Annotated in this window: 26 protein-coding genes and 2 pseudogenes; 18 read left to right on the top strand and 10 right to left on the bottom strand. The window is 40.4% G+C overall.

Annotated features, from left to right (window positions below; all coding sequences use genetic code 11):
- Nucleotides 1–4 precede the first annotated feature (4 nt).
- The 6 genes and pseudogenes from KI350_RS00510 (at nt 5) to KI350_RS00485 (ending at nt 4885) form a co-directional block, all read left to right on the top strand.
- Nucleotides 5–211 carry a DUF1657 domain-containing protein gene (locus KI350_RS00510; protein ID WP_009336483.1) on the top strand — a complete coding sequence of 69 codons (207 nt, stop codon included), beginning with the start codon at nt 5–7 and terminating at the stop codon, nt 209–211.
- Between the two features lie 29 nt (nt 212–240).
- Nucleotides 241–1101: a DUF421 domain-containing protein gene (locus KI350_RS00505; protein WP_212930409.1), complete on the top strand. Its 861-nt coding sequence runs from the start codon at nt 241–243 to the stop codon at nt 1099–1101.
- Between the two features lie 115 nt (nt 1102–1216).
- A pseudogene (locus tag KI350_RS00500) lies at nt 1217–1724 on the top strand (DUF421 domain-containing protein).
- 352 nt (nt 1725–2076) lie between these two features.
- On the top strand, nt 2077–3570 hold the full coding sequence (locus KI350_RS00495) for a phospholipase D-like domain-containing protein (RefSeq protein ID WP_212930408.1): 1494 nt from the start codon (nt 2077–2079) through the stop codon (nt 3568–3570).
- Nucleotides 3571–3816: 246 nt separating this feature from the next.
- Nucleotides 3817–4365, top strand: coding sequence for a DUF421 domain-containing protein (locus KI350_RS00490; protein WP_166666503.1), 549 nt, complete (start codon nt 3817–3819; stop codon nt 4363–4365).
- Between the two features lie 256 nt (nt 4366–4621).
- On the top strand, nt 4622–4885 hold the full coding sequence (locus KI350_RS00485; protein ID WP_212930407.1) for a histidine phosphatase family protein: 264 nt from the start codon (nt 4622–4624) through the stop codon (nt 4883–4885).
- Nucleotides 4886–5169: 284 nt separating this feature from the next.
- On the opposite strand, the gene KI350_RS00480 is transcribed toward KI350_RS00485, so the two are convergent.
- Both KI350_RS00480 and KI350_RS00475 read right to left on the bottom strand, forming a co-directional pair.
- On the bottom strand, nt 5170–5946 hold the full coding sequence (locus tag KI350_RS00480; protein WP_212930406.1) for an adenylate/guanylate cyclase domain-containing protein: 777 nt from the start codon (nt 5944–5946) through the stop codon (nt 5170–5172).
- Nucleotides 5947–5968: 22 nt separating this feature from the next.
- Complete coding sequence (locus KI350_RS00475) at nt 5969–7465, bottom strand: adenylate/guanylate cyclase domain-containing protein (protein WP_212930405.1); 1497 nt, start codon at nt 7463–7465, stop codon at nt 5969–5971.
- Nucleotides 7466–7628: 163 nt separating this feature from the next.
- Between KI350_RS00475 and KI350_RS00470 the strand changes: the two genes are divergently transcribed.
- From KI350_RS00470 to KI350_RS00455, 4 genes are all read left to right on the top strand, one after another.
- A complete protein-coding gene (locus KI350_RS00470) occupies nt 7629–8213 on the top strand; it encodes a Pycsar system effector family protein (protein ID WP_212930404.1) in 585 nt (194 codons plus the stop codon).
- A 341-nt stretch (nt 8214–8554) separates the two neighbouring features.
- Nucleotides 8555–9364, top strand: a complete 810-nt coding sequence (locus KI350_RS00465; RefSeq protein ID WP_212930403.1) for an ATP-dependent DNA ligase — start codon at nt 8555–8557, stop codon at nt 9362–9364.
- A gap of 46 nt (nt 9365–9410) precedes the next feature.
- On the top strand, nt 9411–9584 hold the full coding sequence (locus tag KI350_RS00460; protein WP_003186672.1) for a DUF8096 family protein: 174 nt from the start codon (nt 9411–9413) through the stop codon (nt 9582–9584).
- 135 nt (nt 9585–9719) lie between these two features.
- Nucleotides 9720–11030, top strand: a complete 1311-nt coding sequence (locus tag KI350_RS00455) for a TcaA 3rd/4th domain-containing protein (RefSeq protein ID WP_212930402.1) — start codon at nt 9720–9722, stop codon at nt 11028–11030.
- 27 nt (nt 11031–11057) lie between these two features.
- On the opposite strand, the gene sigK (KI350_RS00450) is transcribed toward KI350_RS00455, so the two are convergent.
- Nucleotides 11058–11801: an RNA polymerase sporulation sigma factor SigK gene (gene sigK, locus KI350_RS00450; protein ID WP_212930401.1), complete on the bottom strand. Its 744-nt coding sequence runs from the start codon at nt 11799–11801 to the stop codon at nt 11058–11060.
- 249 nt (nt 11802–12050) lie between these two features.
- On the opposite strand from sigK (KI350_RS00450), the gene KI350_RS00445 reads away from it, so the two are divergent.
- Nucleotides 12051–12797 carry a hypothetical protein gene (locus KI350_RS00445; RefSeq protein ID WP_212930400.1) on the top strand — a complete coding sequence of 249 codons (747 nt, stop codon included), beginning with the start codon at nt 12051–12053 and terminating at the stop codon, nt 12795–12797.
- Nucleotides 12798–12832: 35 nt separating this feature from the next.
- Here the strand turns inward: KI350_RS00445 and KI350_RS00440 are convergent, their stop codons facing one another.
- Both KI350_RS00440 and KI350_RS00435 read right to left on the bottom strand, forming a co-directional pair.
- A complete protein-coding gene (locus KI350_RS00440; RefSeq protein WP_003186678.1) occupies nt 12833–13117 on the bottom strand; it encodes a hypothetical protein in 285 nt (94 codons plus the stop codon).
- Nucleotides 13118–14830: a ribonuclease YeeF family protein gene (locus KI350_RS00435; RefSeq protein ID WP_098408232.1), complete on the bottom strand. Its 1713-nt coding sequence runs from the start codon at nt 14828–14830 to the stop codon at nt 13118–13120.
- A gap of 252 nt (nt 14831–15082) precedes the next feature.
- On the opposite strand from KI350_RS00435, the gene KI350_RS00430 reads away from it, so the two are divergent.
- On the top strand, nt 15083–16204 hold the full coding sequence (locus KI350_RS00430; protein WP_095345913.1) for a Rap family tetratricopeptide repeat protein: 1122 nt from the start codon (nt 15083–15085) through the stop codon (nt 16202–16204).
- A gap of 225 nt (nt 16205–16429) precedes the next feature.
- On the opposite strand, the gene KI350_RS00425 is transcribed toward KI350_RS00430, so the two are convergent.
- Nucleotides 16430–16798 carry a YolD-like family protein gene (locus tag KI350_RS00425; protein ID WP_095345911.1) on the bottom strand — a complete coding sequence of 123 codons (369 nt, stop codon included), beginning with the start codon at nt 16796–16798 and terminating at the stop codon, nt 16430–16432.
- A 163-nt stretch (nt 16799–16961) separates the two neighbouring features.
- A pseudogene (gene sigK, locus KI350_RS00420) lies at nt 16962–17393 on the bottom strand (RNA polymerase sporulation sigma factor SigK); the annotation flags it as partial.
- A gap of 272 nt (nt 17394–17665) precedes the next feature.
- Here sigK (KI350_RS00420) and KI350_RS00415 point away from each other — a divergent pair.
- Nucleotides 17666–17845 (top strand): hypothetical protein, encoded by a 180-nt coding sequence (locus tag KI350_RS00415; protein WP_023855265.1) that lies wholly within the window; start codon nt 17666–17668, stop codon nt 17843–17845.
- Between the two features lie 73 nt (nt 17846–17918).
- On the opposite strand, the gene KI350_RS00410 is transcribed toward KI350_RS00415, so the two are convergent.
- Nucleotides 17919–18398, bottom strand: coding sequence for a helical membrane plugin domain-containing protein (locus KI350_RS00410; protein WP_059231241.1), 480 nt, complete (start codon nt 18396–18398; stop codon nt 17919–17921).
- Nucleotides 18399–18419: 21 nt separating this feature from the next.
- Entirely contained in the window at nt 18420–21359 is a 2940-nt protein-coding gene (gene fdhF, locus KI350_RS00405; protein WP_059231244.1) for a formate dehydrogenase subunit alpha, read from the bottom strand.
- 305 nt (nt 21360–21664) lie between these two features.
- On the opposite strand from fdhF, the gene KI350_RS00400 reads away from it, so the two are divergent.
- The 4 genes from KI350_RS00400 to KI350_RS00385 all read left to right on the top strand — a co-directional run bounded on the left by KI350_RS00400 (nt 21665) and on the right by KI350_RS00385 (nt 23938).
- Complete coding sequence (locus tag KI350_RS00400) at nt 21665–22036, top strand: Na-translocating system protein MpsC family protein (protein WP_059231245.1); 372 nt, start codon at nt 21665–21667, stop codon at nt 22034–22036.
- Between the two features lie 28 nt (nt 22037–22064).
- Entirely contained in the window at nt 22065–22829 is a 765-nt protein-coding gene (locus tag KI350_RS00395) for a GNAT family N-acetyltransferase (RefSeq protein WP_059231248.1), read from the top strand.
- Nucleotides 22830–22973: 144 nt separating this feature from the next.
- Entirely contained in the window at nt 22974–23705 is a 732-nt protein-coding gene (locus tag KI350_RS00390; RefSeq protein ID WP_059231250.1) for an SGNH/GDSL hydrolase family protein, read from the top strand.
- A gap of 77 nt (nt 23706–23782) precedes the next feature.
- The gene (locus KI350_RS00385) at nt 23783–23938 is read left to right on the top strand and encodes a hypothetical protein (RefSeq protein WP_023855260.1); all 156 of its coding nucleotides are present in this window, start codon (nt 23783–23785) and stop codon (nt 23936–23938) included.
- A gap of 114 nt (nt 23939–24052) precedes the next feature.
- Here KI350_RS00385 and sda read toward each other — a convergent pair whose 3' ends face one another.
- A complete protein-coding gene (sda, locus tag KI350_RS00380) occupies nt 24053–24193 on the bottom strand; it encodes a sporulation histidine kinase inhibitor Sda (RefSeq protein WP_003183713.1) in 141 nt (46 codons plus the stop codon).
- 368 nt (nt 24194–24561) lie between these two features.
- On the opposite strand from sda, the gene KI350_RS00375 reads away from it, so the two are divergent.
- Complete coding sequence (locus tag KI350_RS00375; protein ID WP_020452282.1) at nt 24562–25080, top strand: YqeG family HAD IIIA-type phosphatase; 519 nt, start codon at nt 24562–24564, stop codon at nt 25078–25080.

Genomic DNA, 25080 nt, shown 5'->3' with positions numbered 1-25080 from the left:
TAGGATGACAGTAGGATCAGATGTTAAACAGTGTTTTGCCAGTCTAAAAGGGGTAGAAGCAAGTCTCTCAAGTTTAGCATTACGGACTCTTGATGATGAATCGAAGCGAACTTTGCATGAGGCTATGATGGTAGTACACGAAGTAACAAAAGATTTAAAAAAAAGAGTAGGAGAACTAGAAGGAGAGGAACTTCAGTACAAAGGTTTCTAGAAAAACTATATTTACAGGAGGTGTAAGCAGTGCCTGAATGGTTAGAGGTGGTAATACGGTCATTATTATTTGTCGTTGTCCTGTTTTTAATCACAAAATGGTTAGGGAAAAAGCAACTTTCTGAACTTTCTTTTTTTGAATATGTTGTAGGTATTACAATTGGAAGTATTGGCGCAGAAGTTGTCACAGGACTTGAACGGAACATGTTTAACGGGATAATCGGAATCGTGGTCTTCGCGGCAATACCCTTTTTAGCAGGTTTGCTTTCCTTAAAAAGCAAAGGCTTTCGCAATTTTATAGAAGGAAAAGCAACTGTATTTATCAAAGATGGGAAGATTATGGAAGATAATTTAAAAAAGGAAAGATATACGACAGATGAGTTACTGGAATTGCTTCGAAAGAAAGATGTCTTTAAGGTAGCTGATGTGGAATTTGCGGTATTAGAGCCAACCGGGGATCTAAGCGTTATGCTCAAGAAAGAAAACCAACCTTTGACACCGAAAGATGTAAACTTGACTGTTGCTTCCGTTAAGGAACCTCAGACCGTCATTATGGATGGAGAAATATTAGATGAGCCTCTGTCTACAATTGGTAGAAGTCGGGGTTGGTTAAAAACCGAACTAGAAAAACAAGGGGTGACGATTGAGAATGTTTTTATTGGGCAGGTAGATTCTTACGGACAATTAACAATTGACCTTTTTGATGATAAACTCCAAGTCCCGTCCCCTCAAGAAAAGCCTTTAATACTTTCTACCATGAAAAAGTGTCAAGCTGACTTGGAATCGTTTGCTCTTGGAACGGAATCAAAAGAGGCCAAACAAATGTATAGGTTAAACAGTGAAAAATTACAAGAAGCCATTGATAAAGTGACCCCTATTTTAAAAGGATAAGGATTTAGCTTAGATTCATACATGACGAAAAAAAGATACCATTTTTAATTGAAATAAGTTTAAAAACCTTAGTCCAATTTCGGACTAAGGTGAATTTTTTTACGAGGTGTTAGAAGTGTCTATTTTTTTAGTTAAAGTTATTTTTATCTATATTGTGTTTATTGTAGCAGTAAATATTTTAGGGAAATCAGCTCTAGCCCAACTTACCCCTCATGATTTTGGAGCGATTCTTTTTTTATCTTAATCGAAAGTTAAAGGAAAGTAGATATCCTTTACCTGAGCTGTTGTCTAATTTAAGAACAACAGGATATCCGGATATTCACGATAATGAATATGCGATTTTGGAAGCAACAGGTGAAATTAGCATTTTTCCAAGAAAAGAATTAGTTCCTATTACTCCAAAAGATTTACATATGAAAGTGGAATACCGCGGATTACCCATAGCCGTTGTCATTGAAGGGAAAGTGCAAAAGCGTAAATTAAAATTTATCAACAAAAATGAAAAGTGGTTAAAGGAAGAACTAAAGGCAAAGGGATATCTTCAAATCAAAGATTTTTTTTATGCTGCTGTTAGAGATACCGATCATTCATTAACCATTAACAAAAAAGATGTTAACGACTAATTTTAAGACGATTTCCTCCCAATATAAATTAATGTTTTCTCTTATTTACTCCTTATTGCATTTACCACTTTCATTTTCAAAATTTATAAAAAATTATACCTATATTTAGGAATTTACCAGATGGTAATTTTCAAAATCACTAAGTCTCTAGTTAGGACAGTGCCCAGATCATTACGCCTTTCTTGATGTCAGAACTTTCCCAACCTTAATTCTCTTTTTTTCGTTCTTAATATCTTATACAAGTTCTTATAAAGGTAGTCCATAATATATAACAGACAATCCCTTCATATTCCATACGTATACTGGTTACATAGTTTGTACATGTTAAGAGTAACAGAAGGAGGGATTCCAGTTGGAGTGGATTTTTTATCTATACCTGTTAAATACGTTCTTTATCTTATTCATAGCAATTTGGGAAGTTCGTCGGCCTGCCAAGGCTTTGAATTGGATAATAATCGTCCTTTTTTTACCTGTCATTGGTTTCTGGCTATATCTTAGCATATCAAACCCTAAGTTTATTCATCGAAAAAGATTGACCTGTTCTAAAAATGAATCTAACAAATTACCTGAGACATTCGGTGCTTCAGCATCGGTAATTGCCAATGCTTTACGGCATTTCACTGTGAATGGGCTTCGAATGGGCCAAGTCCAAGTGTTTAACAATGGGATAGCAAAATATGATCAACTCCTTGTATCCCTGCAAAAAGCCCAAGAAACCATTGATCTGGAATATTTCATCTATCGGAACGACCAAATTGGTAATCGAATCACAGAACTGCTAATCGAAAAAGCATTAAATGGAGTGCAGGTTCGTTTTATGAGAGATAGCTTGGGGAGTTATAAATTCCCGCGTGAAAAAATCCGGCAGATGGTTGAAGCAGGGATAGAATGCAGGACAATATTTCCTCTGCGATTTCCCTGGATTTTGTCCAATTGGAATTATCGGGATCATTGTAAGATTGTGACGATTGACAGAAAGGAATCCTTTACTGGCGGTATGAACGTTGGGTATGAATATACAGGATTAAAGCCAGACGTAGGATTTTGGAGGGACACTCATTTGCAAATTATAGGGGAAGCAACAGGCGACTTGCAGACTGTTTTTGATGTTCATTGGGAAATCGCTGTGCCGGAAAGGATAAAATCAAAAACAAATTTGAAAACAAAATCAGAGGTAACGAAAATCAATTCAATCGGCAGAGCAGATCATTCCAAATGGTCAGCCGAATTGGGATCAGAGTTGAGCACCCTTGATGATAAAGAAATGGACATATCCGGAAAAACTAGGACATTGCATAAAGCGTATATCCATACGTTGGAAGGAAACCCTGGAATTCCTACCCCAGTCATTCGGCAAGCTTACTTTATATGTATAACACAGGCGACCAAGACTATTGATTTAACAACACTCTATTTTGTACCAGAAACGGATATTATCATGGCATTAAAGACAGCAGTAACTCGTGGTGTCCGTGTAAGATTGCTGGTTCCTCGCCACAATAATCAAAAAATCGTGGGTCTTGCAAGCCGTACTTATTACGGAGAACTTATAGAAGCTGGAGTTCAAATCTACCAGTACGACAAAGGAATGATACATGCGAAGGTGTTGACCATCGATGAGGAGATTGCTGCCGTAGGCTCAGCAAACTATGATATGAGAAGTTTTCGCCTGAATTATGAGGTGTGTCAAGTCGTGTACAGTGCTGATGTGGCAAGGGAACTCACAGAGCAGTTCGAGAGGGATCTTACTGATTCTGTACCATTAAGAATTGAAGACTTGGTGCAACGATCCCTGACCGAGCGCATTGTTGAACAGGGTGCTCGCGTGCTTTCTCCATTATTATAAGTTGAAAAAACCGGTATTATTTATCTTTCGATTTTAATTAGCTTACATGTTGTAATATAAATATTTTAAAACATGAGGATTTTTGAAATCGAGTGAAATATAAAATGGAGGAATAAATTTTGGGTGAAGTTTTTTTGGGTTTACTGACAATCAAAGTCATAGTAGGTTTTGCAACTTTATTTTTTATCATTATCATAACAGGCAGAACATCCATCTATCAGTTAAACCCCGTTTCACTTAGTTTTTGTGTTAGTACTTGGAGATTTTTTAGGAAATAACATTTATGAAGATAAGGTAGGGATTTTTCATTTTTTATATGCCATCGGATTGTGGACGTTTCTTATGTTGGGAATAGAGTTTATGACTCTAAAAAATAAATCGACACGTTCTCTCTTATTAGGCAATCCTAACATCATCATTCGAGATGGTGTTATGGACAGAAAGTTACTTACAAAGAACAAATTGGATGTAAATCAAGTATTGAGTATACTCCGTCAAAATAATGTCTTTTCAGTTCGCGAAGTCAAATACGGTATATTGGAAGCTAATGGGCAAATAAGTTTATTATTAAAATCCAAGTATCAAAAACCAGATCTCAATCTTCCAGAAAGTCCAGTAGACCTCCCAACATCGTTAATTATAGATGGGGAAATTTTATGGGATAATTTACATGAACTCGGATTTGATCAACAGTGGTTAGATAACCAATTAACTACCAATGGATATGATAATGTAAAGCGTATACTTTACGCAGATTGGCGAGAGAGTGAAGGCATACATGTAAGTCCTAAATAAAATTTGTTAGGATAAGAGCACATCAATTTTCTTGGTGAATATAAACTTTAGTCTTCAACAATCAGGCGCTTTAATGAAGTAACTAAAGCCTAATTTTTCACTTATAACACCGAGAAATTAGACTTTTTATATTTTGGTTTCCTTAACGTTGTAAATCCGCATTTTCCTGACGCTACCCCTTGCTTTGCTTATTTTCATCATATATTAAACATATTTGATAAATGTTTGTTTCGATGATCGTTTTTTAGAATTATGAATGGAATGTATAATAACAAGTCCATTGAAAAGAGCCAAGGAGACGGCAGAGGTTATAAATAAAGATTTAGATATTCCACTTATTAAGATGGATGAATTTGTAGAAAGATTTTTTTGTGATGCCGAAGGAATGACGGTAGAAAAAAGACTCAAGGCATTTCCAACTAGAAAATATCCTAATCAAGAAGACAGAGATGCCTTAAATAAACGAATAATGATTGGAATTGAAAAAATAAACCAAGAATATCGAGGAAAGAAAATTTAACTTATTGCACATGGGGCTGTAATAAATTCAATCTTAGTCATTGGCATGTTGGAAAGAAACTTTTTCCTGTAACGGAGAGGATTCGAGAAGACATTGAACGTAGAAAACTCGTTTATGAGTTCAAAAATTTGAAATTTGAGAACCTGGAGATTGAACACCTTCGAGCACTTGCATCGGTTCTTATGCGGAAGATTTTCAAAAAGCGGAGAAAGAGTAAAGTTTAGACCATGAGACATATGCCTTGTGGTTTTTTCATATAAAAAAGCCCACATCAGTGAGCCTTCTCATTTATTCTCTTCTGCCCAGTTGTTAATGTATACTCTATGAAAATTCCCCACATAAACACTTCCAAACGTATTATGATTCTTTTCCGTTAAGAAATCCTGGTACGTTAACTTTTTCTCCTCATTTGCAATATACTTGCCTGCATTTTCATAAACTTCTTTTGTAACGCAAATTGCGTGCGATGTAAATTCTTTATAAGCTAGTCCACACATTTTTGATGCTTTGTTTACAACGTCTCCCATGTATACCAAATCCTTAATCCCACTTCCGCTAAATCCCGCTTTAATGACAAGAGCCCTTCCATAGGCAACTCCAATGCCTGCTTTCAACTCAACAAAGTCTTTCCATTTCTTCTTGTATTTCACGTTTAGGACATTCATCATTGCATTGGCCATAGATGAAGCTTGAAGAGCTTCGATAACCGGCGATTCAGCACCTTCTATATCCCCAGCAAACATAGCTGACACACAGTCTCCAACAATGTTAATCTCCTTACACGTTTTAAAGCTGTTAACGATGGCGACCATTTCACTGATATATGCTCTATAGAGACGTGCTAAAGATTTGGACAATTTTCCTAGTGTTTTGATTAGGTCTGTTGAACCTCTCAAGTCGATAAAAATCGCCGCACAATTCACGTATTTTCCGTTGTTAAAGGTTAAGTCATCAATATCAGGGATATCATCTGACTCTTCATACGATGTACTGTCAATCAAGATAGAGTCAATTCTTTTTAAACTGTTTTCAAAATTGAAACTTTTATGGCTTGACCTCAATTAATGATCCCTCTCTCTCGTACTATTCAATAAACAGACTTCTGCGATTTACGATTTCGTTTTCTATTCCCAATTGTTTGAGAACATTCCTGAGCCGAAGAACGTCCTTAACGGATGGATTGTGGTGCTGAATGTGATAAATAACGGCTTGCAAGTACTCTTGCTCTCGACCTACTTTTTTAATAACCGGAACTGAGTTGGACTCTAAAGGAATGTAAGCGGTTGGCAAATCTTCTGTTAATTGTCCAACCAGAATCCGAAACGCTAATTCCGATTCACCTTTGCCATGTAAATACATTACGATTTGAAATACAAACAATTCATAATGGACAGTCCCGGCTTTCTTTCCAATTGCCGCCCCTAAATCTTGAACTTGCTTCAATTCAATTAAAAAGTCCTCTAGCTTCATATGGTTTGTTCTTTCTCTTAGTGCGGTCACTTTAACAGTATAGTCGAGTTCTTTTTCCCTGTAAGCAAGGATTCTCTCAATATCCTGTTCTTTCTTCTTCAATTCTTCTTCTTTCTTCTTCACAGCTTGTTCTTGGCGCTGCAGTTCCTGGAGTTTCCTCTCCGCTTGGGACTCTTTTGCAGCGACGGCTACTTCACGTAGAACAACTTGTTCAAAATTACTCAACAGTCCACCAACTTTGGATTCTACACCTTGAACAATGTCCGTGACGATACGTCCAATATCATTACCTTCTGATTCTATGATGCCTTTGTGAGAAGACGTTGCTCGTTTCTCATCTGATTCTTCCCCATCAGATGGTTCCTCTACTAGCTCCGGTAGGTAAAACTCACGAACCCCATACCCTTCAAACAAGGTATCGCCTTTAAATCGAAAGGTCTTTGTCCAAATTTCAGAGCCGTCACTATTTTTCTTGTATTCTGAAGGGAGTTTCTCATAAAAACGCTTTGTCACAAAAATTTCAGATGCTTCTGCGAGGTCGGTATGTTTGCTTGCCACGTTTGCCGCCTTTCCTGCCCACACCAAATCCCTGGAGTCATCTCCTTGATGTTTAATCCCAATGGGTGTGACCAGGATTCTTCCCGTATCAATTCCCACACCACAAGCAATTTCTTTTTGGTTGACGTTTTTTCGGCAGAGCGGGTTAAAAATATATTCAACGACACTTGTAATGGCACGTGCGGCATCCATAGCTTTTTGGATAGAGCTTTCTTCTGCATCATCAACGAATACACCCATCACTCTGTCGCCAGCAATTTGTCTAACTCTCCCACCGCTTTCATACACACACATCGACATCGCTCTTGCAAAAGCACGATAGATTTTTGCCATACTTTTGGCTTGAGACTTATCCGATAACTTTGTGGAGCTCCTGATATCAACAAAAAGAATTGTGCAGTTGGTTACTATCAACCCTTTGTTTTTATCCGGCAAGTCATCAACTGACGGAACATTGTCTCCCTCGAAATCATCTACTTCCATTTCTGTGGTAAAGATGGTTTCAATTTTTTCTTCTATTTTCTTCAATCCTTCTTCTGTTACCTTTGGCAATTGCGTGCTCTCCTTCCTCATTGCAACATTCACAATTTTCATTATACTATTTGTGTGGTCGCCTGGTCGAAAGTTTGATACGATTTACATAAGAATTTGTTCTTGCAAAAGAATTATGAAATGGCTATAAAAAGAATTATTCGATGTGTAAAGGAGAGCGAGTATGTCAGAAGAAAACAAGTTGAGTGAAATAAAAGAGGAAGCGGTTCAAACATTAGAAAGAATAAATTTTTGGATTTCAAACTGCGACACCAAAATATCCTTCTCGTTAGCGTTTGCAGGTATCCTTCTCGGAGGATTTTTTTCGAGCGGTATTATTACCGGTTCATTAAACAAGCTAATGAAAGGGCTCAAGGAGATTGACAAGGATACGCCTTATTTGAAGATTCAATATTTGGAGATAACAACCATTGTTCTAGTGGTGTTCATTATTTTAATGACTGTTAGCCTAACCTACCTTTTTAGAGGGAAGAAAGGTTCCATTGACACAGGCGTTTTCAATGAGGCGGATTTATCGAAGGATTCTATTCTCTTCTTTGGCACCATTCAGAACAAATCTTTTATCGCATTTAAAAACAGTGTGATTGGGATAAAAAAAGACGACCTGGTGAATGATTACCTATCTCAAGTCTACATCAATTCGAAAATATGCAACAGGAAATTCACACTCTACAATAAAGGAGTAAACTGGCTAATCGCATCAACGATTGTATTTATCATTCTAAATGGAATGTTTCTATTCTTATAAAAAAAGACTCAAGAGAATCTCTTGGGTCTTTTGATTAGGCTGTTTCCTTATATATAGAGGTATGGTGAGGGTAAGTCTACATTTATTTCACTAACGTGTGCACTTCATACAGAGACAATCCTAAAAAACAGGATTGAAATCACTGTTAAAGACATCCGCAATCACCACAGGAAGTCCTAAAACAGAAAATTGATAGACCACTTCTTTTTCATACCCTTATAAATGAGTTGTTCTACGATATAATTAAATAGAACAAAAAATTACCAATACCGAATCACTTTGTCTCAGCAGGCCCTTGCTATACTATTATATTAATTATACTGAAGCGAGGTGATTCTTTTTTGTTTATTTCGCCCATGCTGCTTGAGTCCGCAAAGGAGCCGTTCAACTCTAAGGACTATATCACAGAAACCAAATTCGACGGCATCCGTTTGATCGCGTCTAGGAATAACGGTTTAATCCGCCTCTACACACGCCACAACAACGAAGTCACCACTAAATTTCCGGAACTATTGACAATCAACATACCAGATGGCACCGTACTAGATGGCGAGCTTATTGTACCTGGATCGACAGGCGCCGGCGATTTCGAGGCCGTCATGGAACGGTTTAAGTCGCGAAAAAGTACTCATCCGATAGTATTTTGCGTGTTTGATGTCTTGCGGATAGACGGCGTGACCGTTACGTCCAGGCCACTACATGAACGAAAAGAACTGCTATCCGATCTAAAGATCGATCACCCCAACATTAAAGTAGTCGAAGGAGTTCAAGGCCATGCTACGGATTATTTCGAATTAGTCCGCGAAAATAAAATAGAGGGCATCGTTATGAAGCGAGCTGATTCATCTTATACAGAAAATAAACGGTCAAATCGCTGGCTGAAGGTTGTTAACTACGAATATACAGATGTTTTCATAACCGGGCTGCGTAAAGAGGATAACGCGCTTCTCCTTTCATATCTTGACGGCCAATATGCCGGCATTATGGAATTTATGCCTTATGATGCGCGGCGGAGGCTTCATTCGGAGAGAGTGAACATTGAGGAGACGGAGAAATACGTCTATATTGAACCGATTGGTTGCCGTGTGAAGCATCGATTCAAAACAAAAAACGGTTTGCTGCGGATTCCTTCATTTCACGGATGGTGTTGATTCATCAACACCAATATCGTATTCTTATAGCGGAGGTTATGAACGAATGGAATACGAAACTAAGGGATACGACACGTCAATTGTATATGATTATAAAGAATATCCGGATGTGCATCATGGTCGTTGCGACAATTGTGACTACACACTTTTTAAGAGTTCAGTAAAAGATGGAGTGTTCCTACGTGAATGTCGAAGGTGTGGAATGAAAAAGAGCATATAGGATGTTCTATAGCCCAGCTAAAAAAGCTGGGCTTTTGTGTTTATAGAAATAAAGGATTTTTTGGAGGAAAAAAGGGTAAATTACTTTTTTTTGATGATAGAATAGTGTGTAATAACTTAAATAAGGAGGATTTTTATGAAAAAGAAATTTTTATTTATTGGAGTGCCAATTGTGGCAATCCTTGCAATCATTTTATTTATTTCAGGCAGATCCCCTGAACCTTCAGATCTTGCAAAAGAATTTGAAGAAAAAATTAAACAAGAAGATGCTAAGGGATTATTGAAACTTGTTAAAGTTGACAATGGAACGAAGTGGGGAGAAAAGGAAGCCGAAAGTATAATCAAGTATTTAAAAGATGATGAGTCTGATTATAAAGATCAAATCATGCTATTGAATGCACAGGCCAGTTACTATGAGTCAGATGGAAAAGCCAATAATTTAATTTCGCAGCAATATCCTGGGGAAAGTATATCTAATATTGGTCCTTTTTATATCACAAAGGAGAAAGGGATTTTTGGGGGCGAAAAATACGTTTTAAAGGCCCGTGGTTATAAATTAGAAGTACATGCAGCTAAAGGAGCTAATGTTACTTTTAACGGTGAAACAATTGATATGCAAGGTAAGGATTCTAAGGAGCTAGGTGTTTTTGGACCAGGGGTATATACCATTAAAGGCAGCAAAAAATATGATTATACAACGGTTGATGATAAAACGGAAGTGACGCTATTTGATCCTGAAAAATTTGAGGAAACCGCCAGCCTTAATTTTAGCGGTGATACGGTTTCTGTGAGCTCTGACATTCCGAATACAAAGGTACTTGTTAATGGGAAAGAATCAGGAGAGTCTATTTCCGAAAATACTGTGTTTGGCCCCGTAAAAGACGGTATCAAACTTCAAGGAGTAGCTGAATTTCCATGGGGGGAAGGAAAAAGCGAGGCAGTCACAGTTCAATCAGAAACTACGGAAGAGTATAACCTTACACCTAATCCAATTGTCAATGATGATATGAGAGAAAAATTAAAGCTGCTGATCAATGATTTTGCTAAGGATAGAAATGAAGCCAAAGTGAAAAAAGATGCAAATAAGCTCAAAAATGTTTCAGACAGTTTGAAGAAAAGCTACATAGATGTAATTAAGAATTATGACAAAGAAAATTACTATGAAGGTAAAGCTTTGGGTACTCGTATTGACTTTTCTAAGGTGACTTACGAAAACGGCAGCGGGGGAAAACAGTTGATCCATGTTCCTGTGGAATTTCATTTGAAATCGAGAGAGGTTTATGAATTTATGGATTCAGAGCTTGAAGAAAATTTCGATGAAGAGATTGTAACATTACAATACGATGAAGAGAAAAAAAGCTGGATTATCGAAGGTGAAAAAGATGACTATGAGTCATCAAATAATGATTATATGGCAAGCAAAGATGTAGCCAAAACAACTTTTTAAGATGATAAGCCCTTCATTATTGAAGGGCTAAATTTTTTTCTGCTTGTTTTTTTGTTTTTCTTTCTTAACCCTTTCCTTTTCTTCTCGATAAAACTCATGGAACATCTTCATTAAAGCGCGTTTTTCAATCCTAGAAACATAACTGCGTGAGATCCCCAGTTCCTTTGCAATTTCTTTTTGTGTTTTTTCTTTTTTTAAATTAAGTCCAAACCTTCCGAATATAACTTGTTTTTCACGCTCATCTAAAATATTGATGTGTCTTTTTATTTTGTCTAATTCCAGATTTAACTGGATTGTGTCGATAACATCCTCATTTTCAGATTTCAGCACATTAATCAGTGATATTTCATTTCCTTCTTGATCTTGGCCGATGGGTTCGTGTAATGAAACATCCTTTTGAGTTTTCTTCCGAGTTCTCAAATGCATCAGGATTTCATTTTCTACACATCGAGCTGCATAGGTGGCAAGCTTAGTTCCTTTATCAGGGGAATAGCTTTCAATCGCTTTTATTAATCCAATGGTTCCAATGGAAATCAAATCCTCCTGATCTTCTTTTGTATTCTCGAATTTTTTAACAATGTGGGCTACTAATCGAAGGTTGTGCTCAATCAACATATTCCTTGCGTTTTCATCCCCTTGAGCCATCAATTCTAAGTATTTTTTTTCGTCGCTCTTTGACAGCGGTTGCGGAAATGCATTGTTTTTGACATATGATACTAAAAAAACAAGCTCCTTGAGGATAAAACTCAGTGCACCAAAAACAGCAGACATTTTAGCACCCCCAAAAATTTAGACAGACGCGTACATCAATGTATGCCAGAGAAAAACAGTCCGTGTCTGTCCTCAAGGAAATTTTCTAGGTGAATATTAAAGTCTTTTTTATTAAGTTCACAACTATAATATTTTTCTTTTTTATTAATCAAATGATATTATAAAGGTAAACTTGCTTGGGAAACTTTGCTGCACCTATTGAAGCAACAAGTTTTTAAAAATTAAAAAAGATAGTAGTGGGGGATATTAATGACACATTTTGGGGACGATTCTTTTAAAGAAAAAGTTGAAGAGAAAAAAAAATGGCATGAAGAGGAGGTATTGAATACCCAAGCATATAAGCAAGCATCCAAATATATGAAGGATTTAATAGACGATATTAGAAAGGGATTATTTTTAGTTTCATTAGTTTCATCTAGAGACTACGAAACTTTTAAAGATTCTGCTTTAATATTTGGAACTAGTGATTTAATTGGGTCAGTTACAGCTATTGATATAGTCACTAGTGAAATTGTGCTTAATGCTGTTAAAAGAGAATTAAGATATATGTTAGAGGCAACTATAAAATATGCAGCTGTAGATCAATTATGTAAAGGGAAAACTCTTGAAGAAAAGTTGGATTACTTCTATCAAGAAATACCTCGTTCTTCTATTGCTCCCATTGATGAACTTAATGGTTTAACTGAAAGTATGGTTAAAGATACGAAAGAACTTTATTCGAAATTATCTCAGTTTACACATCCATCTAAAATACAAATTACCGAATATCAAATCCAATTTAAAAAAGGAACTTTGGGATATCAAACACATAAAGAAATAGATTCCTTTAATCGTTTACTATTTAGAACTTGTGATATATTGCTGTATATAATATTAAGAAATATTGGCTATTATGAACGTAAAGACTTTTTTGACTGTATCGAAGGTGTTAAAAATTGGAGGTATTTTAAGGGGAAGTACGTTAAAACTTTATTACCTAAAAAGTTTGGAACTTAATAAAGCGACCCTTGTAAAATGGGCCGCATAATAGTTTATCTCCATCTCCAATTGATTGCTCCATCTTCATAAACGGCGGGGACGATAATTCCTTTTTTCACCCCGTCCTTATCTGTTATAAACCAGTTTTCCTCGTTTAGCCAGTCTTCGTCATAATGATCTTCTTGGAAGTCATGATCTTCATCAACCAAAGCTTTAAAAAACTCCCGGAATATTTCGAGGTTATCATTCGGAAAGATTTCACCATACAGCCACATTCCATCTACCACATAATTATCCTTAATTTCACCGAGGTTTACGTCCTTATAATATAAATTCATCTACTTCGACTCCTTTCCAGGTACTTTAATAAATCTGCTAGGGATTTCCCCTCTAACCAAATATTCATTGTCTCTCTTTGTCCATTTTAAGGCCATGTTTTTCCAGTGATTTGAGTGCTTATCATTTTTGATTAATCGTTCGATTTGTCTTGGGGAGAGAATTGCGACATCTTTTAATTCCCCGGATCTGATTGCTTTACGCAAAGCAGGAAAGTCAAGTTCAATCGTATTATCTCCATAGCTTTTCACTACGTTTTTATTAATAGTAAAGCTAGTATATGGACTATTAGATTTGGCGGCACTTCGGAAACCCCCTAAAATGTGCTCTGTTACAGTTACCTGCCGTCCTTTATACATCCCTGTTTTGTTGACTGGTACGAGGTTACCTGTCTCGGGATCGATATACGATTTTCCTATTCCTTTTGGTGATTTAGGTGAATGGAGACTATTGTCTCCTCTGTAGAGATTAGATGGTTTTTTCGTGTTGGAATTTAAATTCAGAACTTTCCCAGCTTTACTCATACCAATAGGTGTTATCAATGCTAATGCATGATGTAGACTCTCTTGGCGTTGCTCATCTGAAATCTCATTTCCAAACATATCTCGGCCTATGATAAACTCACTAAATCCATTAGCTGTGGCCAACCCGTAAAGGCCTTTTTCGGCATTTTTTAGTCCTTGAAATGTTTGGGTTGTTTTATACGTATCAAGTGCTTTATCTGCGGCATAGATCGCCTTCCTAGTTGAATAAACGGCTTTTCCGCCCTTTGCGAGTTTACCGGCCCAGCCGACAATCGGAATATAGCCGGCTGCTGCCATCGCTCCGGCGGCGACACGCTGGCCGTCTGTCAGCTTTTCTCCTGTGACCGGGTCAACCCCTTCAGCAGCTCTTTTATAATCATAATACCCGCTGATTTCTCCTAAAAATGTTCCACCGGCATCAAGCGCTTTTAAATACCAAGGCTTGTTTGCTTCTTCTTCTTGTTTTTCCCGCAGCCGTCGCGCTTCCGTTTGTTCGTTTTTGAAGTCGATGTAGTTAGTGGCTTGTTTTTCAACTTCCATCGTATTCTTGTAGATTTCACTGGAATGAAACGACTTCAAACTAAAATGCATCGGGGCCACGCTCTTTCCATTGCTTGTGGCCTCCATAAGACCGGAATACTTGGCGAGCACTGCGTTGTCAAGAGCTTCTAAATTTGAGTATTCAGTCTTTAACGATTCATCAAGCTTGTTGACGGCATCGATCGTGTTCTGGCGGGTTTCTTGAGCCTTACCCATTTTATCAATATAGTCATCTAGCGTCCAATTGTCCAAGTCCACAATATCGCTTACGCTGGCGATGATCTTATCCATTTCCAGCTTAAGCCCTGAGACGATTTCCGTTGCTTTCAAATCCGCATTTTTCAGCTCATGATCCAGAAAAGAGACTTCCACATATGAATTGGACAGCTTTTGATTTTTAATATCGCCGGAAATCCCTTTAAAAAAAGCAATCTGTGCATCGACAAGCTTGAGCCAGCTATCAACGACCTCTGCCTGTCCTCTAAAGAAGTCTTTAATGTTGTCCGCGCCTTTCCCTTGAAAATCATCACCTAAATCAGCGACGCCCAGAAACGCTTTTTTCAGTGTTTGCAATTGCTCTTCAAAGGCTTCATATTCTTTTTGGCGTTTGTTCGCTGTTTCAATTAAAGAACTCGCTTCAAAGACTTTCATACGTCAAACCCTTTCAAAAGACTTATTCTAAAATGAGTTTACCACTTTATAGAAAAGAATTGGTGAATAAATCCTGCTTAACTATGAAAATGAATCATAATGATTAGGTCAAAAAACCCGAAAGATAGTGTCGTTAGATTGTTGTTGTCAAGAATTGATGTTTTCTGTAAAATGATTACCATGAAGAAAAAGGAAATCCATTCGATTGATTTTTCTGAAAAATTACAATCTTGAGAGAAAGGAAGAGGATATGTGAACGTCATACCTTATGATTTGGTTGCGACAAAAATGAATTTTTGGTACACCGCCTTAAAAAACAATTGGCCTGGTCAGGCAGAAGATACTAGAAAAGAAGTTGAAAAAGAAATAGCTCAAATGGAAGAGAACCAAGACGTGCTTGTCTATTATAACTTATTGAAGTTTCGGCATAATCTTCAGTTTGATTATATGTACTCTGATCCAGGTGGGAATTTAGATGCACGCTTTGATGAATTTAAGAAAATTAGGGATCAGAATAATCTAGAAGGAATGTTGGAGTATTATTATCAATTCTTTGCAGGGATGTACCATTTCAGACAAAAGGAATTGATACTAGCACTGAATTTTTATAGAAATGCTGAGAAACAACTTGATTCTTTTGAGTGCGACGAATTGGAGAAAGCCGAATTTTATTTCAAAGCATCAGAAGTGTATTATCATATGAAACAAACGTTTTTTTCGATGAATTATGCCACCCGTGCATATAATATATACAAAAAATATGAAACATACGGAGAGCGTAGAGTCCAATGTCAGTTCATTTTAACGGGGAATCTAATTGACAAAATGTATCCAGAAAAAGCATTAATCAATTTACATAAAGCGCTCGAGGAATCAAATGATCTCGGTGCTGATCATTTAATTGGCTCATCGCATTTGAATCTTGGAATATGTTATAATCAGCTTGAAGAACTTGAAAAGTCATCCAATCATCTCAAAAAAGCCCTGGAAGTGTATAAAGAGGGAAATCACAGCTTTATACCGAAAACTTTGTTTAACCTTGCCCATGTTAAAGCAAAGCAGGCTGAATGGAGAGCAGCCGATGACCTTTATTTTGAGGGGAAAGAATTGGCTGAAAAAAATCGCAACACATACGATCTTGCGAAACTTGAAATGCTAAAGGGGCTTTATTTGATTCATGATGTAGACTTAATTAGGGAGTCCTTTAAGTTCTTCAAAGACAATGGTCTGTATGCTGATATGGAAGACTATGGTGTCATCGCTGCAGAAGTTTTAGAGGGTAAAGAAAAAGTTCGCGATGCCTGTGAGTTCTACCGAATTGCATACGACGGAAGAAGACAAATTCAAAGGAGTGGGATTGTAGATGAAATCTAAGTTATTGATTTGTGCCGTTCTTTTATTAAGTGCAGTTGGCGCGATTGGTTCCTCATACGTCCAAGCTGATTATCCTTCTTATAAAGTTTCGGAAAGGTTAGCATCCTAATAACAACTAAACATTAACTAACTATTGAAGGACTAATTAATTTGATATACATTCAGTGCATGTTTCATCACATCAATTGTAACAGAAGAAAAGCCCTTCACATTTTTCAGAAGGGCTTATTTCATTTCCACGCCGACCACATCCTCAAATTTAATGAGGCTGGTGTCTCCTTTTGAATCCACGACATGGAACAGCTCGCGCAGCTGGTTTATGTAATGGATATGGCCCTCGATTTGAACGATCTCCCCGGTTTCGGGTCCGTTAAGCATTGGCAGCGGCTTAAATACAGAAAACTGAACTGGATTATTAAGCTCCATTGCTTCACTTATGACCATTTGCATATCTTCGATCTGAGACATGTCAAGAACCGGCCTTTTTACTTTGTCCTGGCTGCTTTCTAATTCGCGGAGCAGGCCGACATGCTCCGGTAGCATCATAGCTGTCCATTTAATTGTTCCGCGATCTTTTAAGTTTTCGTCCTTCATGATGATCACCTTCCTCCAGCCTATTATAAGGAACGTATGTTCGATTTTCAAGGAGTAAAATATGTAAAATGAAAAGGACCTCGCTGGTCCTTTTTTGGAGAGCTAAAAAAACTAACTTGAAAACCATTTATAATCAAGGAGTTTGACACGGATAAAGTCTAGTGGTCATTTCGTTGCCTTCTTTGTCCTGGCCGATCGGGTCATGGAGGGAGACGTCTTTTTTCGTTTTTTTCAATGCCCGCAAATGCATGAGGATCTCGTTTTCTATACACCGCGCCGCATAAGTGGCGAGCTTCGTTCCTTTTCCGGCTGAATAGCTTTCGATCGCTTTGATCAGCCCGATCGTTCCGATGGAAATCAGGTCTTCTGCATCTTCGCCTGTGTTTTCAAATTTTTTGACGATGTGGGCGACCAGCCGGAGGTTATGCTCGATCAGCATGTTTCTCGCGTGTTCATCCCCCTGGGCCATCAGCTCCAAGTACTTTTTTTCGTCACTGCTTGACAGCGGCTGTGGAAAGGCATTGTTTTTCACATATGATACTAAAAAAACGAGTTCCTTGATGACATAACCGAGCGCTGCAAAAACACCTGTCATTATCGGCACCTCCACATAATGTATGTAGGCAGAAGCCTATATGTAAATGTATGTGGGAGGGGGGATGTCTGTGTCTGTACCTGGCAAAATTGCCGGACTGCCAAATATTCCGGCGTTCTGTTCGGCATGCAGCCGCTTGTTTTTGCAACCGCTTCCAATTTTTAGCCGTTTACAAAAGTTAACAATAGCGGGATAATGAAGGCAAGGAGGTGAGGGTGCCGGACGGTTCACCATAGGGTAAACGCTATCAATCAGTTAGTCCGGTGCGGCAGATGAAAAACAAACGTCTGTTCATACTTTCGTTGATTGTGCTGAGCGTGGTCATGATCGGGGTTCAGGAAACCTTCCCAAATCTGCTGACGACAGGGTTAATGACTGTCGTTATTGCGGTGGCAGTTTTTAATATTTTAAAAGAATCGCTGAATAAAAAAGATGAAACACACAGCAAATGAGGCGACAGAAAGGTTTGCTTTTATCGCCAATAGGAAAAACCGGCTCAAAGTGGTGAGCCGGTTTTCTTATTTGTTAGTCTTTCAATGCTTTTCCCATGCCTTTTAAAAATTGCAGGCCGAAGCCGACGGCCCGGTTGATGTCCGGGTCGTTCATGGCTTTCAGCAGATCGAGGACCCCGGTTTTTTTATCGCTTTTTAAAAAGTCCTCTCCTTGTTTTGTGCCGGCGACGATGCTTTCTACCAGTTTCCCCATGATTTCCGGTTCGGCTTTGGAGAGCGCGCCGCCTGCCGCAATGGCTGTATTCATCAGGTTTTTGGCCGGCTCTTTAGACAGCTGGCCGAGGATGATTTTGGCGATATCTTCCTTCGCGCCGATCATGCTGTCTGCGGCATCAAGGACCCCGAGGCCGTTCAGTTCGCCGAGAAGCTTCATCGTTTTTGAAACGGCGGCTTCCTGTTCAGCCAAAAGGGCTTTGAGTTCTTCTAATTTTTCAAGCTGTATTTGCTCCTCAGATTTGTCTTCTTTGCGGATGGCGGTGATGGGAGCTGCCATGTGTGATGACCTCCTTTTGATTTAGTCTGTTAAATGAACGTACCCCGGACGCTTCCATTTCCGCTCGACTTCAGCTCCGTTTTGCGGATGGCGTTTCTTATTGCGCGGATTTGTTTTCGGCAGCGGCGGTTCTGCGCATCCGCCGAGCACTTCCATACGCACCTTTGTCTGCTTGTAAGCCGGTGTATTGGTACGCGCATCTACTGCGGGACCTGTCAAGAAATTGATCGCCGATTCTTTATCTGTCGAGTTCATCGGCAAATACAATTCGTTCGCTCTAACCCGGTCTGTCACAAGCGCGGTTAATTTTACGGCGCCAAACGGCGAGATCAGTCTGACCTGCGATCCGTCGCAGATGCCCCTGTCTTTGGCGAGCTCAGGCGAGACTTCAACAAAGACGTCCGGCACTTTCGCCTGGATGCCTGCCGATTTGTTCGTCATATTTCCTTCGTGAAAATGCTCCAGCATTCGGCCGTTGTTAATGTGAAGGTCGTACTCTTCAGGAAATTCGGCAGGCTCTGTCCAGTCTGCGAGGGCAAAGCGCGCTTTCCGATCAGGGAAGTTAAAGCCGTCTTCATATAAAAGAGGCGTGCTTTCTCCGGTCAGGCTGCCCCACAGGAAGCTGTTCCATCCTTCAATTGCGTCATAATCCGCCTTTGCGAACAGCGGTGACAGGCTTGCCATTTCTGAAAAAATGTCTCCCGGGTGGCTGTAATGCCAGTCAGCTCCAAGCCGGTTTGCGATCTCTTGAATGATGACCCAGTCCGGCTTTGCGTCTCCGAGCGGCGAAAGGGCCTGATACAATCGCTGGACGCGTCTTTCCGTGTTTGTGAAAGTTCCATCTTTTTCAAGTGAAGCTGTCGCAGGCAGAACAACGTCGGCATATTGGGCTGTTTTCGAAAGGAACATATCCTGAACCACAAGGAAATCAAGGCTTGATAAAATGTCATGGACCCGGTTTGCGTTTGAATCGACTAAAGCCATATCTTCTCCGACGATATACATGGCTTTCATTTTGCCTTCTTCAACGGCGTGAAGCATTTCGATGTTGTCAAGCCCAGGTTTATTGTCGATTGTTGTGCCGTAAGCTTGTTCGAACTTTTTCCGCGCTTTGTCATCTGTAATGTGCTGATATCCCGGAAGCCAGCCGGGAAGCGTCCCCATATCGCAGGCGCCCTGGACATTGTTGTGGCCGCGGAGCGGGTACGCCCCAGCGCCCGGGCGGCGGTAATTGCCGGTAGCTAAAAGCAGGTTTGAAATTGCGGCGGACGTGTCGGAACCGCCTGTGTTTTGGGTGACGCCCATCCCCCAGAGGACGCACGTGCCGTCGGCGTCGCGGACCATCTCAGCGATTTGGATCAGCGTCTGTTGATTAATGCCTGTGATTTTTTCTGCATATTCAAGGGTGTATGTCTCAAGCGATTGCTTATATTCTTCAAAGAAATTGACGTTTTCATTGATAAACGCCTGATCGTGCCAGCCTTGGTCGATCATATACTTCGTCACGGCCATCAGCCATACTTGATCAGTTCCTTGCCGCGGTCTGATAAACAGATCCGAGCGTTCGGCCATTTCGTTTTTGCGAAGGTCGGCGACGATCAGTTTTTGTCCGTGAAGCTTATGGGCGCGCTTCACACGGGTTGCCAGTACCGGGTGGCCTTCGGCCGGGTTGGCGCCGACGATGATGACGAGGCCTGCTTTCGCGATGTCTTGAATGGTGCCGGCATCGCCGCCCATGCCGACTGTGCGGAACAATCCGTCCGTTGCCGGAGACTGGCAGTACCGCGAACAGTTGTCGACATTGTTAGTGCCAAATACTTGCCGCGCCAGCTTTTGCATCAAGTAGTTTTCTTCATTCGTGATTTTTGAAGACGAAATAAACCCGACGGCGTCTTTTCCGCTCTGCTCCCGAATTGAGCCTAATCTGCGGGCGACATAGTCAAGCGCTTCTTCCCAAGTTGACTCGACAAATTCATCATTTTTGCGGATCAGTGGTTTGGTTAAACGCTCTTCCGCATTTACGAAATCCCATCCGAATTTCCCTTTCACACACGTCGAAATGGCGTTGACGGGAGCTTCTGACACAGGCTGAATTTTTAAGATGTCACGGCCTTTTGTCCATACTTCATATGAACAGCCGACACCGCAAAATGTACAGACGGTCTTTGTCTTTTTAATCTGCTGTGAACGCATCGCCGCCTCGACTTCTGAAACGGCAAAGATGCTGCTGTATCCCGGCTCTACATCTTTGACAAGATCGATCATCGGCTCCATGACATCCGGTTTGATGCCTGTCATGAACCCGGCTTTTCCAAGCATCGATTTTTCCATTAGCGCATTGCACGGACAAACCGTGACACACTGCCCGCAGCTGACGCATGATGACTCATTGATTGAAACGCCTTCATCCCAGATCACCCGCGGCCGTTCACGCTCCCAGTCAATCGAGAGCGTCTCATTGACCTGCAGGTTTTGGCACACTTCAACACATTGTCCGCATGCGATGCACTGATTCGGATCATAGCGGTAAAAGGGATGCGACATATCGACTGCACAAGACGGGTCTTCTTTTGGCGTGTAAGGGTATTTCTGCTCTTCGATTCCCATCATTTCTGCCGTATTATGTAGCGTACAGTTGCCGTTGTTGTTGTCGCATACCGTACAATAAAGCAAATGGTTTTCGAGCAGGCGGTCCATTGCTTCTTTTTGTGCTGCTTTAACCCGTTCTCCAGACAGGCTGACCGTCATTCCGTCTTCTGCCCGCAGGGAGCATGCCCGCTTTAATTTTCCGTCTGCTTCCACAATACAGGTATCACACGTTTGAATAGGATCCGTCTCCGGAACATGGCATATTTGCGGGTGTTCAAACCCGTTTTTGTTCAATATGTCTAAAACGGTTGCCCCGGCCGCTGCTTTAATTTCTTTGCCGTCTATCCGGACACTGATTGGCTTTCCGTCCATCTTTATTCCCCTCCATCATCTTTTCAAAATCAAAAAAGCCATGTACATATATACCGAATCCCGGTGCGGGAAGCGGTATAAACATACATGGCGGAATAGTTTACTAGCAAAGCTTACTAACAGACCAATCCTATATTGTCAGAATTCGATAGATTCATAACACGACGGTATTACAAATCCATCAGCCCGGCTTTTATTATAAAGTGATATTGATTATAATTCAATAGAATAGGAAAATTTTAACCAAGTGAAATGTCTAGGGGACATCGAGACAGATGGAAGGTTAAACGGAAGGGGTATGTATGATGTCTAAAAAAATCCACGAATTCAACGATATGATCCGCAAGCTTCGAAAAGAGCTGTTTGGCAAGGGGCCTGAACGGATTCACACGGTCTTTGTCGACAATATGGCAGTTTCGACGCTTTACGGCAATTTGACGGCGAGCGAGCAATTTATCGCAAGCACGTCGGAGGGAAGAGAAATGGTCCATGCCGCAAGGACGACCCTGATTCAGAAACACTACTCCAATCACGTGCCGGAGGGAATGGAGCAGCTCATCGGAGCGAAGCTCGAGCACCTTTTTACAGACATCAAAATTCAGGAGGATATTGCGGTGTCTGTTTTTATCTTTGACCGCGATATTGAATACGGCACCGAATCAGCCAGCGGGGCTTGACGATCGGTCTCAAGTTCGAGGAGGAGTCATGTTGATTGAACTGAAATCGACTGAAAAACGAAAAGCAAAGGTTTTGTTAACAGAAGAAAGTCCGACATTCGCGCATGCGATAGCCGAAGGACTTATCGAAGGAAACGTTTATATCGATGATTTCCTCACACCGGCCACTGTTCTTTTTCGAACAGCTGCCGGGATTTATTATGTCGCTGGAGATATCCCCGACAGCGGAAGGAGCGAATGGCTTCATTATCTGAATGAACAGAGGAACGGAGCGCGCTTTACCGTGTTTTCGGCTTCTGAAGAGTGGGACGCCTTTTTAATCGGGGGGCTTGGTGATCCTCTGCAGCAAATGGAGCGCGTGTCATTTTTTCTTGGAAAAGAGGAATGTGTTCGCAGCGCCGCATTTGCCGGTGTTGAAAGATTTTCTGAAGATGACCTTCAAAAAAGCGCGAATTTCACGGAAAAATACGCGATTGAGTATTGGGGAGGGCCAGACCGTTTTATGAAGAACGGTTTCGGATTTAAAGTGTCGCATGAAGGTGTGATCGCCAGTGAATGTGTCACCATTTTTTGTTCGGAACGCTTTGCTGAAGTTGATATCGCAACACACCCGGATTACAGGGGACATGGGTTTGCAGTCCGCTGCGCCGGCGCCTTTATCGCGTATGCAATAGAGAACCGCTTGAAACCGCGCTGGGATTGCGACCGGCAAAACATTGCATCGATTCGCCTCGCTGAAAAATTAGGCTTTCGACCTGTCAAAACATATTCATTGTTTGTCGGAAAACCGTGAACCAATACGAATGTTTTTAAACAGGGGGGACAGGTTAAAGGCATAGTAAGGACTAAACGCTTGCAGGATGGCAGAGATTTCTCCCATTGAAAGTGCAGCTTCTCTCCTATATGATCGTAGTATTGGCTTTTGGAGGTGGAACGAATGAAAAAAAGCTTGGTGATGGTCCTCGTCTTTCTGCTTCTGCTTGCAGGATGCGGAGAGGACGATCCCAGAAAAGTCGTAGCATTTGGAGACAGCAATACACGCGGCTCAAATTGGCAATTTCGCGATTATCCAAAAGCGGAAAAATGGGTCAATTTACTTCAGACTTCCCTTCAAGGGCAGTACAAAATAAATAATGCGGGAATAGGCGGAGAAACAACGGAAGACGCCAGGCTTCGGTTCAGGAAGGATGTGCTGGATGACGAGCCGGCATATCTTTTTATCATGTTCGGAACAAATGATGCAGCAATTCTTGCGAAAGGACTGCCGCGCGTATCCAAAAAAAGGTTTAAAGAAAACCTCTATTATTTTGTTAAAGAAAGCCGCCTCCGCGGGATAGAGCCGATACTAATGACGTGCCTGCCGATCGTCGAAGGAAGCGGGGACAACATCTTTTATTATGCAAGATACCGGGCTGCTTCGTTTGAAAAATACGGAGGGGCGCGTAAATGGCACGATTCCTATAATGACGTCACAAGGGAAACGGCGCGTGAGCTTGATGTGCCGCTAATCGACAACTGGAAAAACATCGTGAAAAAAGCAGGCGGAGCTACAGATGAGAAGCTGATCCATTCGGGGTTTATCGACCCATCGGGAAATCACTTAACCCCAAAAGGCGCGCGAATTGTTTTTGAAGGAATTAATGAAAGTAAAGTCATAAAAACTTCTTGATTTAAGTAAAAGGCCTAGCCATTTCTCCTTTTTCTTCATAGGCTGTTACTATAACAGTCTAAAGGAGGAATGATGCGATGGGATATCCTTTTCCCGCTGGTCCGTGTTCGTACCCGGCTTATCCCGGATATGCAGGCGCCGCATACGGATATGCGTTCGTTGTCGTCCTTTTAGTCGTCCTGCTCGTCATCGGCGGGTTCTACTGGCTTAGTCCTCACGGATTCTTCAAATAGCACCTCTTTTAGAGAGGTGTTTTTTCATGAAAAACAGTAGTAAGCGTATTATTCAAGTGATATAATATCAACCTAAGTGAAAAAAAGCGGCAAGAGCGCCCGGGAGTGCTTGAGCTATGAAGAGACGGAAAGCAGATGACCGAGCGACCTTCTTTTGATTTCGGTTTCAATCAGCTCGATGAATTCGCGGTTTAAATTCATCTCATTTGCTTTAATGTATGATTCTATTAAAAGTTCATCAGACAGCTTTTTCATACTCGGTACCCATTTAATGGGAAAGACACCTCCTCATAAAAATTGGAATAACCTGTTTGGAATAAGCATAAAATGTTAAGTTATATGATCTTTGTTTGAAGTACCTATAATCTATCATGAATATTGGGCAAGAACAATCGTTCTGTTATCCACACCAAAAAGTGGATAACTTGTGGGTATCATGTTTATAATTTAATAAAAGGTCGATGAAATATGAGTGGATACTGTGTGTAATTTTATCCACACCTGTTGAAGAATCCTATTATATGTCGAAAACTTTTCGGACAGCCGATTTTTTAAGACACTTTTAGATTTGATTCGACACATTGAAAAAAGAAGCAGTAATTGAAAGGAAAGGGTGCGGCTTTGTGTTAAAAAAGTTCTTTTTGCCGGATGAATTTGTAAAAAATATTTTTCATATTACCCCTGAAAAACTAAAAGAGCGCAATGTAAAAGGGATTATTACGGATTTGGACAACACGCTTGTAGAATGGGACAGGCCTAGTGCGACACCGCGTCTCATCGAGTGGTTTGAAGAGATGAAAGAGCACGGCATTAAAGTGACAATTGTCTCAAATAATAATGAAAAACGCGTCAAAATATTTTCTGAACCGCTTAATATTCCGTTTATTTACAAAGCGAAAAAGCCGATGGGCAGAGCTTTCAGAAAAGCCGTCAAAAATATGGGTCTTAAAAAAGAAGACGTCGTTGTCATAGGAGATCAGCTCATGACAGATGTGCTGGGAGGGAACCGCAATGGGTTTCATACCATTCTTGTCGTGCCTGTGGCTGCTTCCGACGGCTTTTTTACGCGTTTCAACCGCCAGGTGGAACGCAGAATTCTCAGCGCTTTAAAACGGAAAGGCCATATTCAGTGGGAGGATTAA

Origin of the sequence: Bacillus sp. J41TS8, assembly GCF_018333035.1 — a bacterium.
Lineage (GTDB): Bacteria > Bacillota > Bacilli > Bacillales > Bacillaceae > Bacillus > Bacillus paralicheniformis.
Note: the sequence above shows the minus strand (reverse complement) of the source record. Positions and strands in the feature narration are given on the sequence as shown.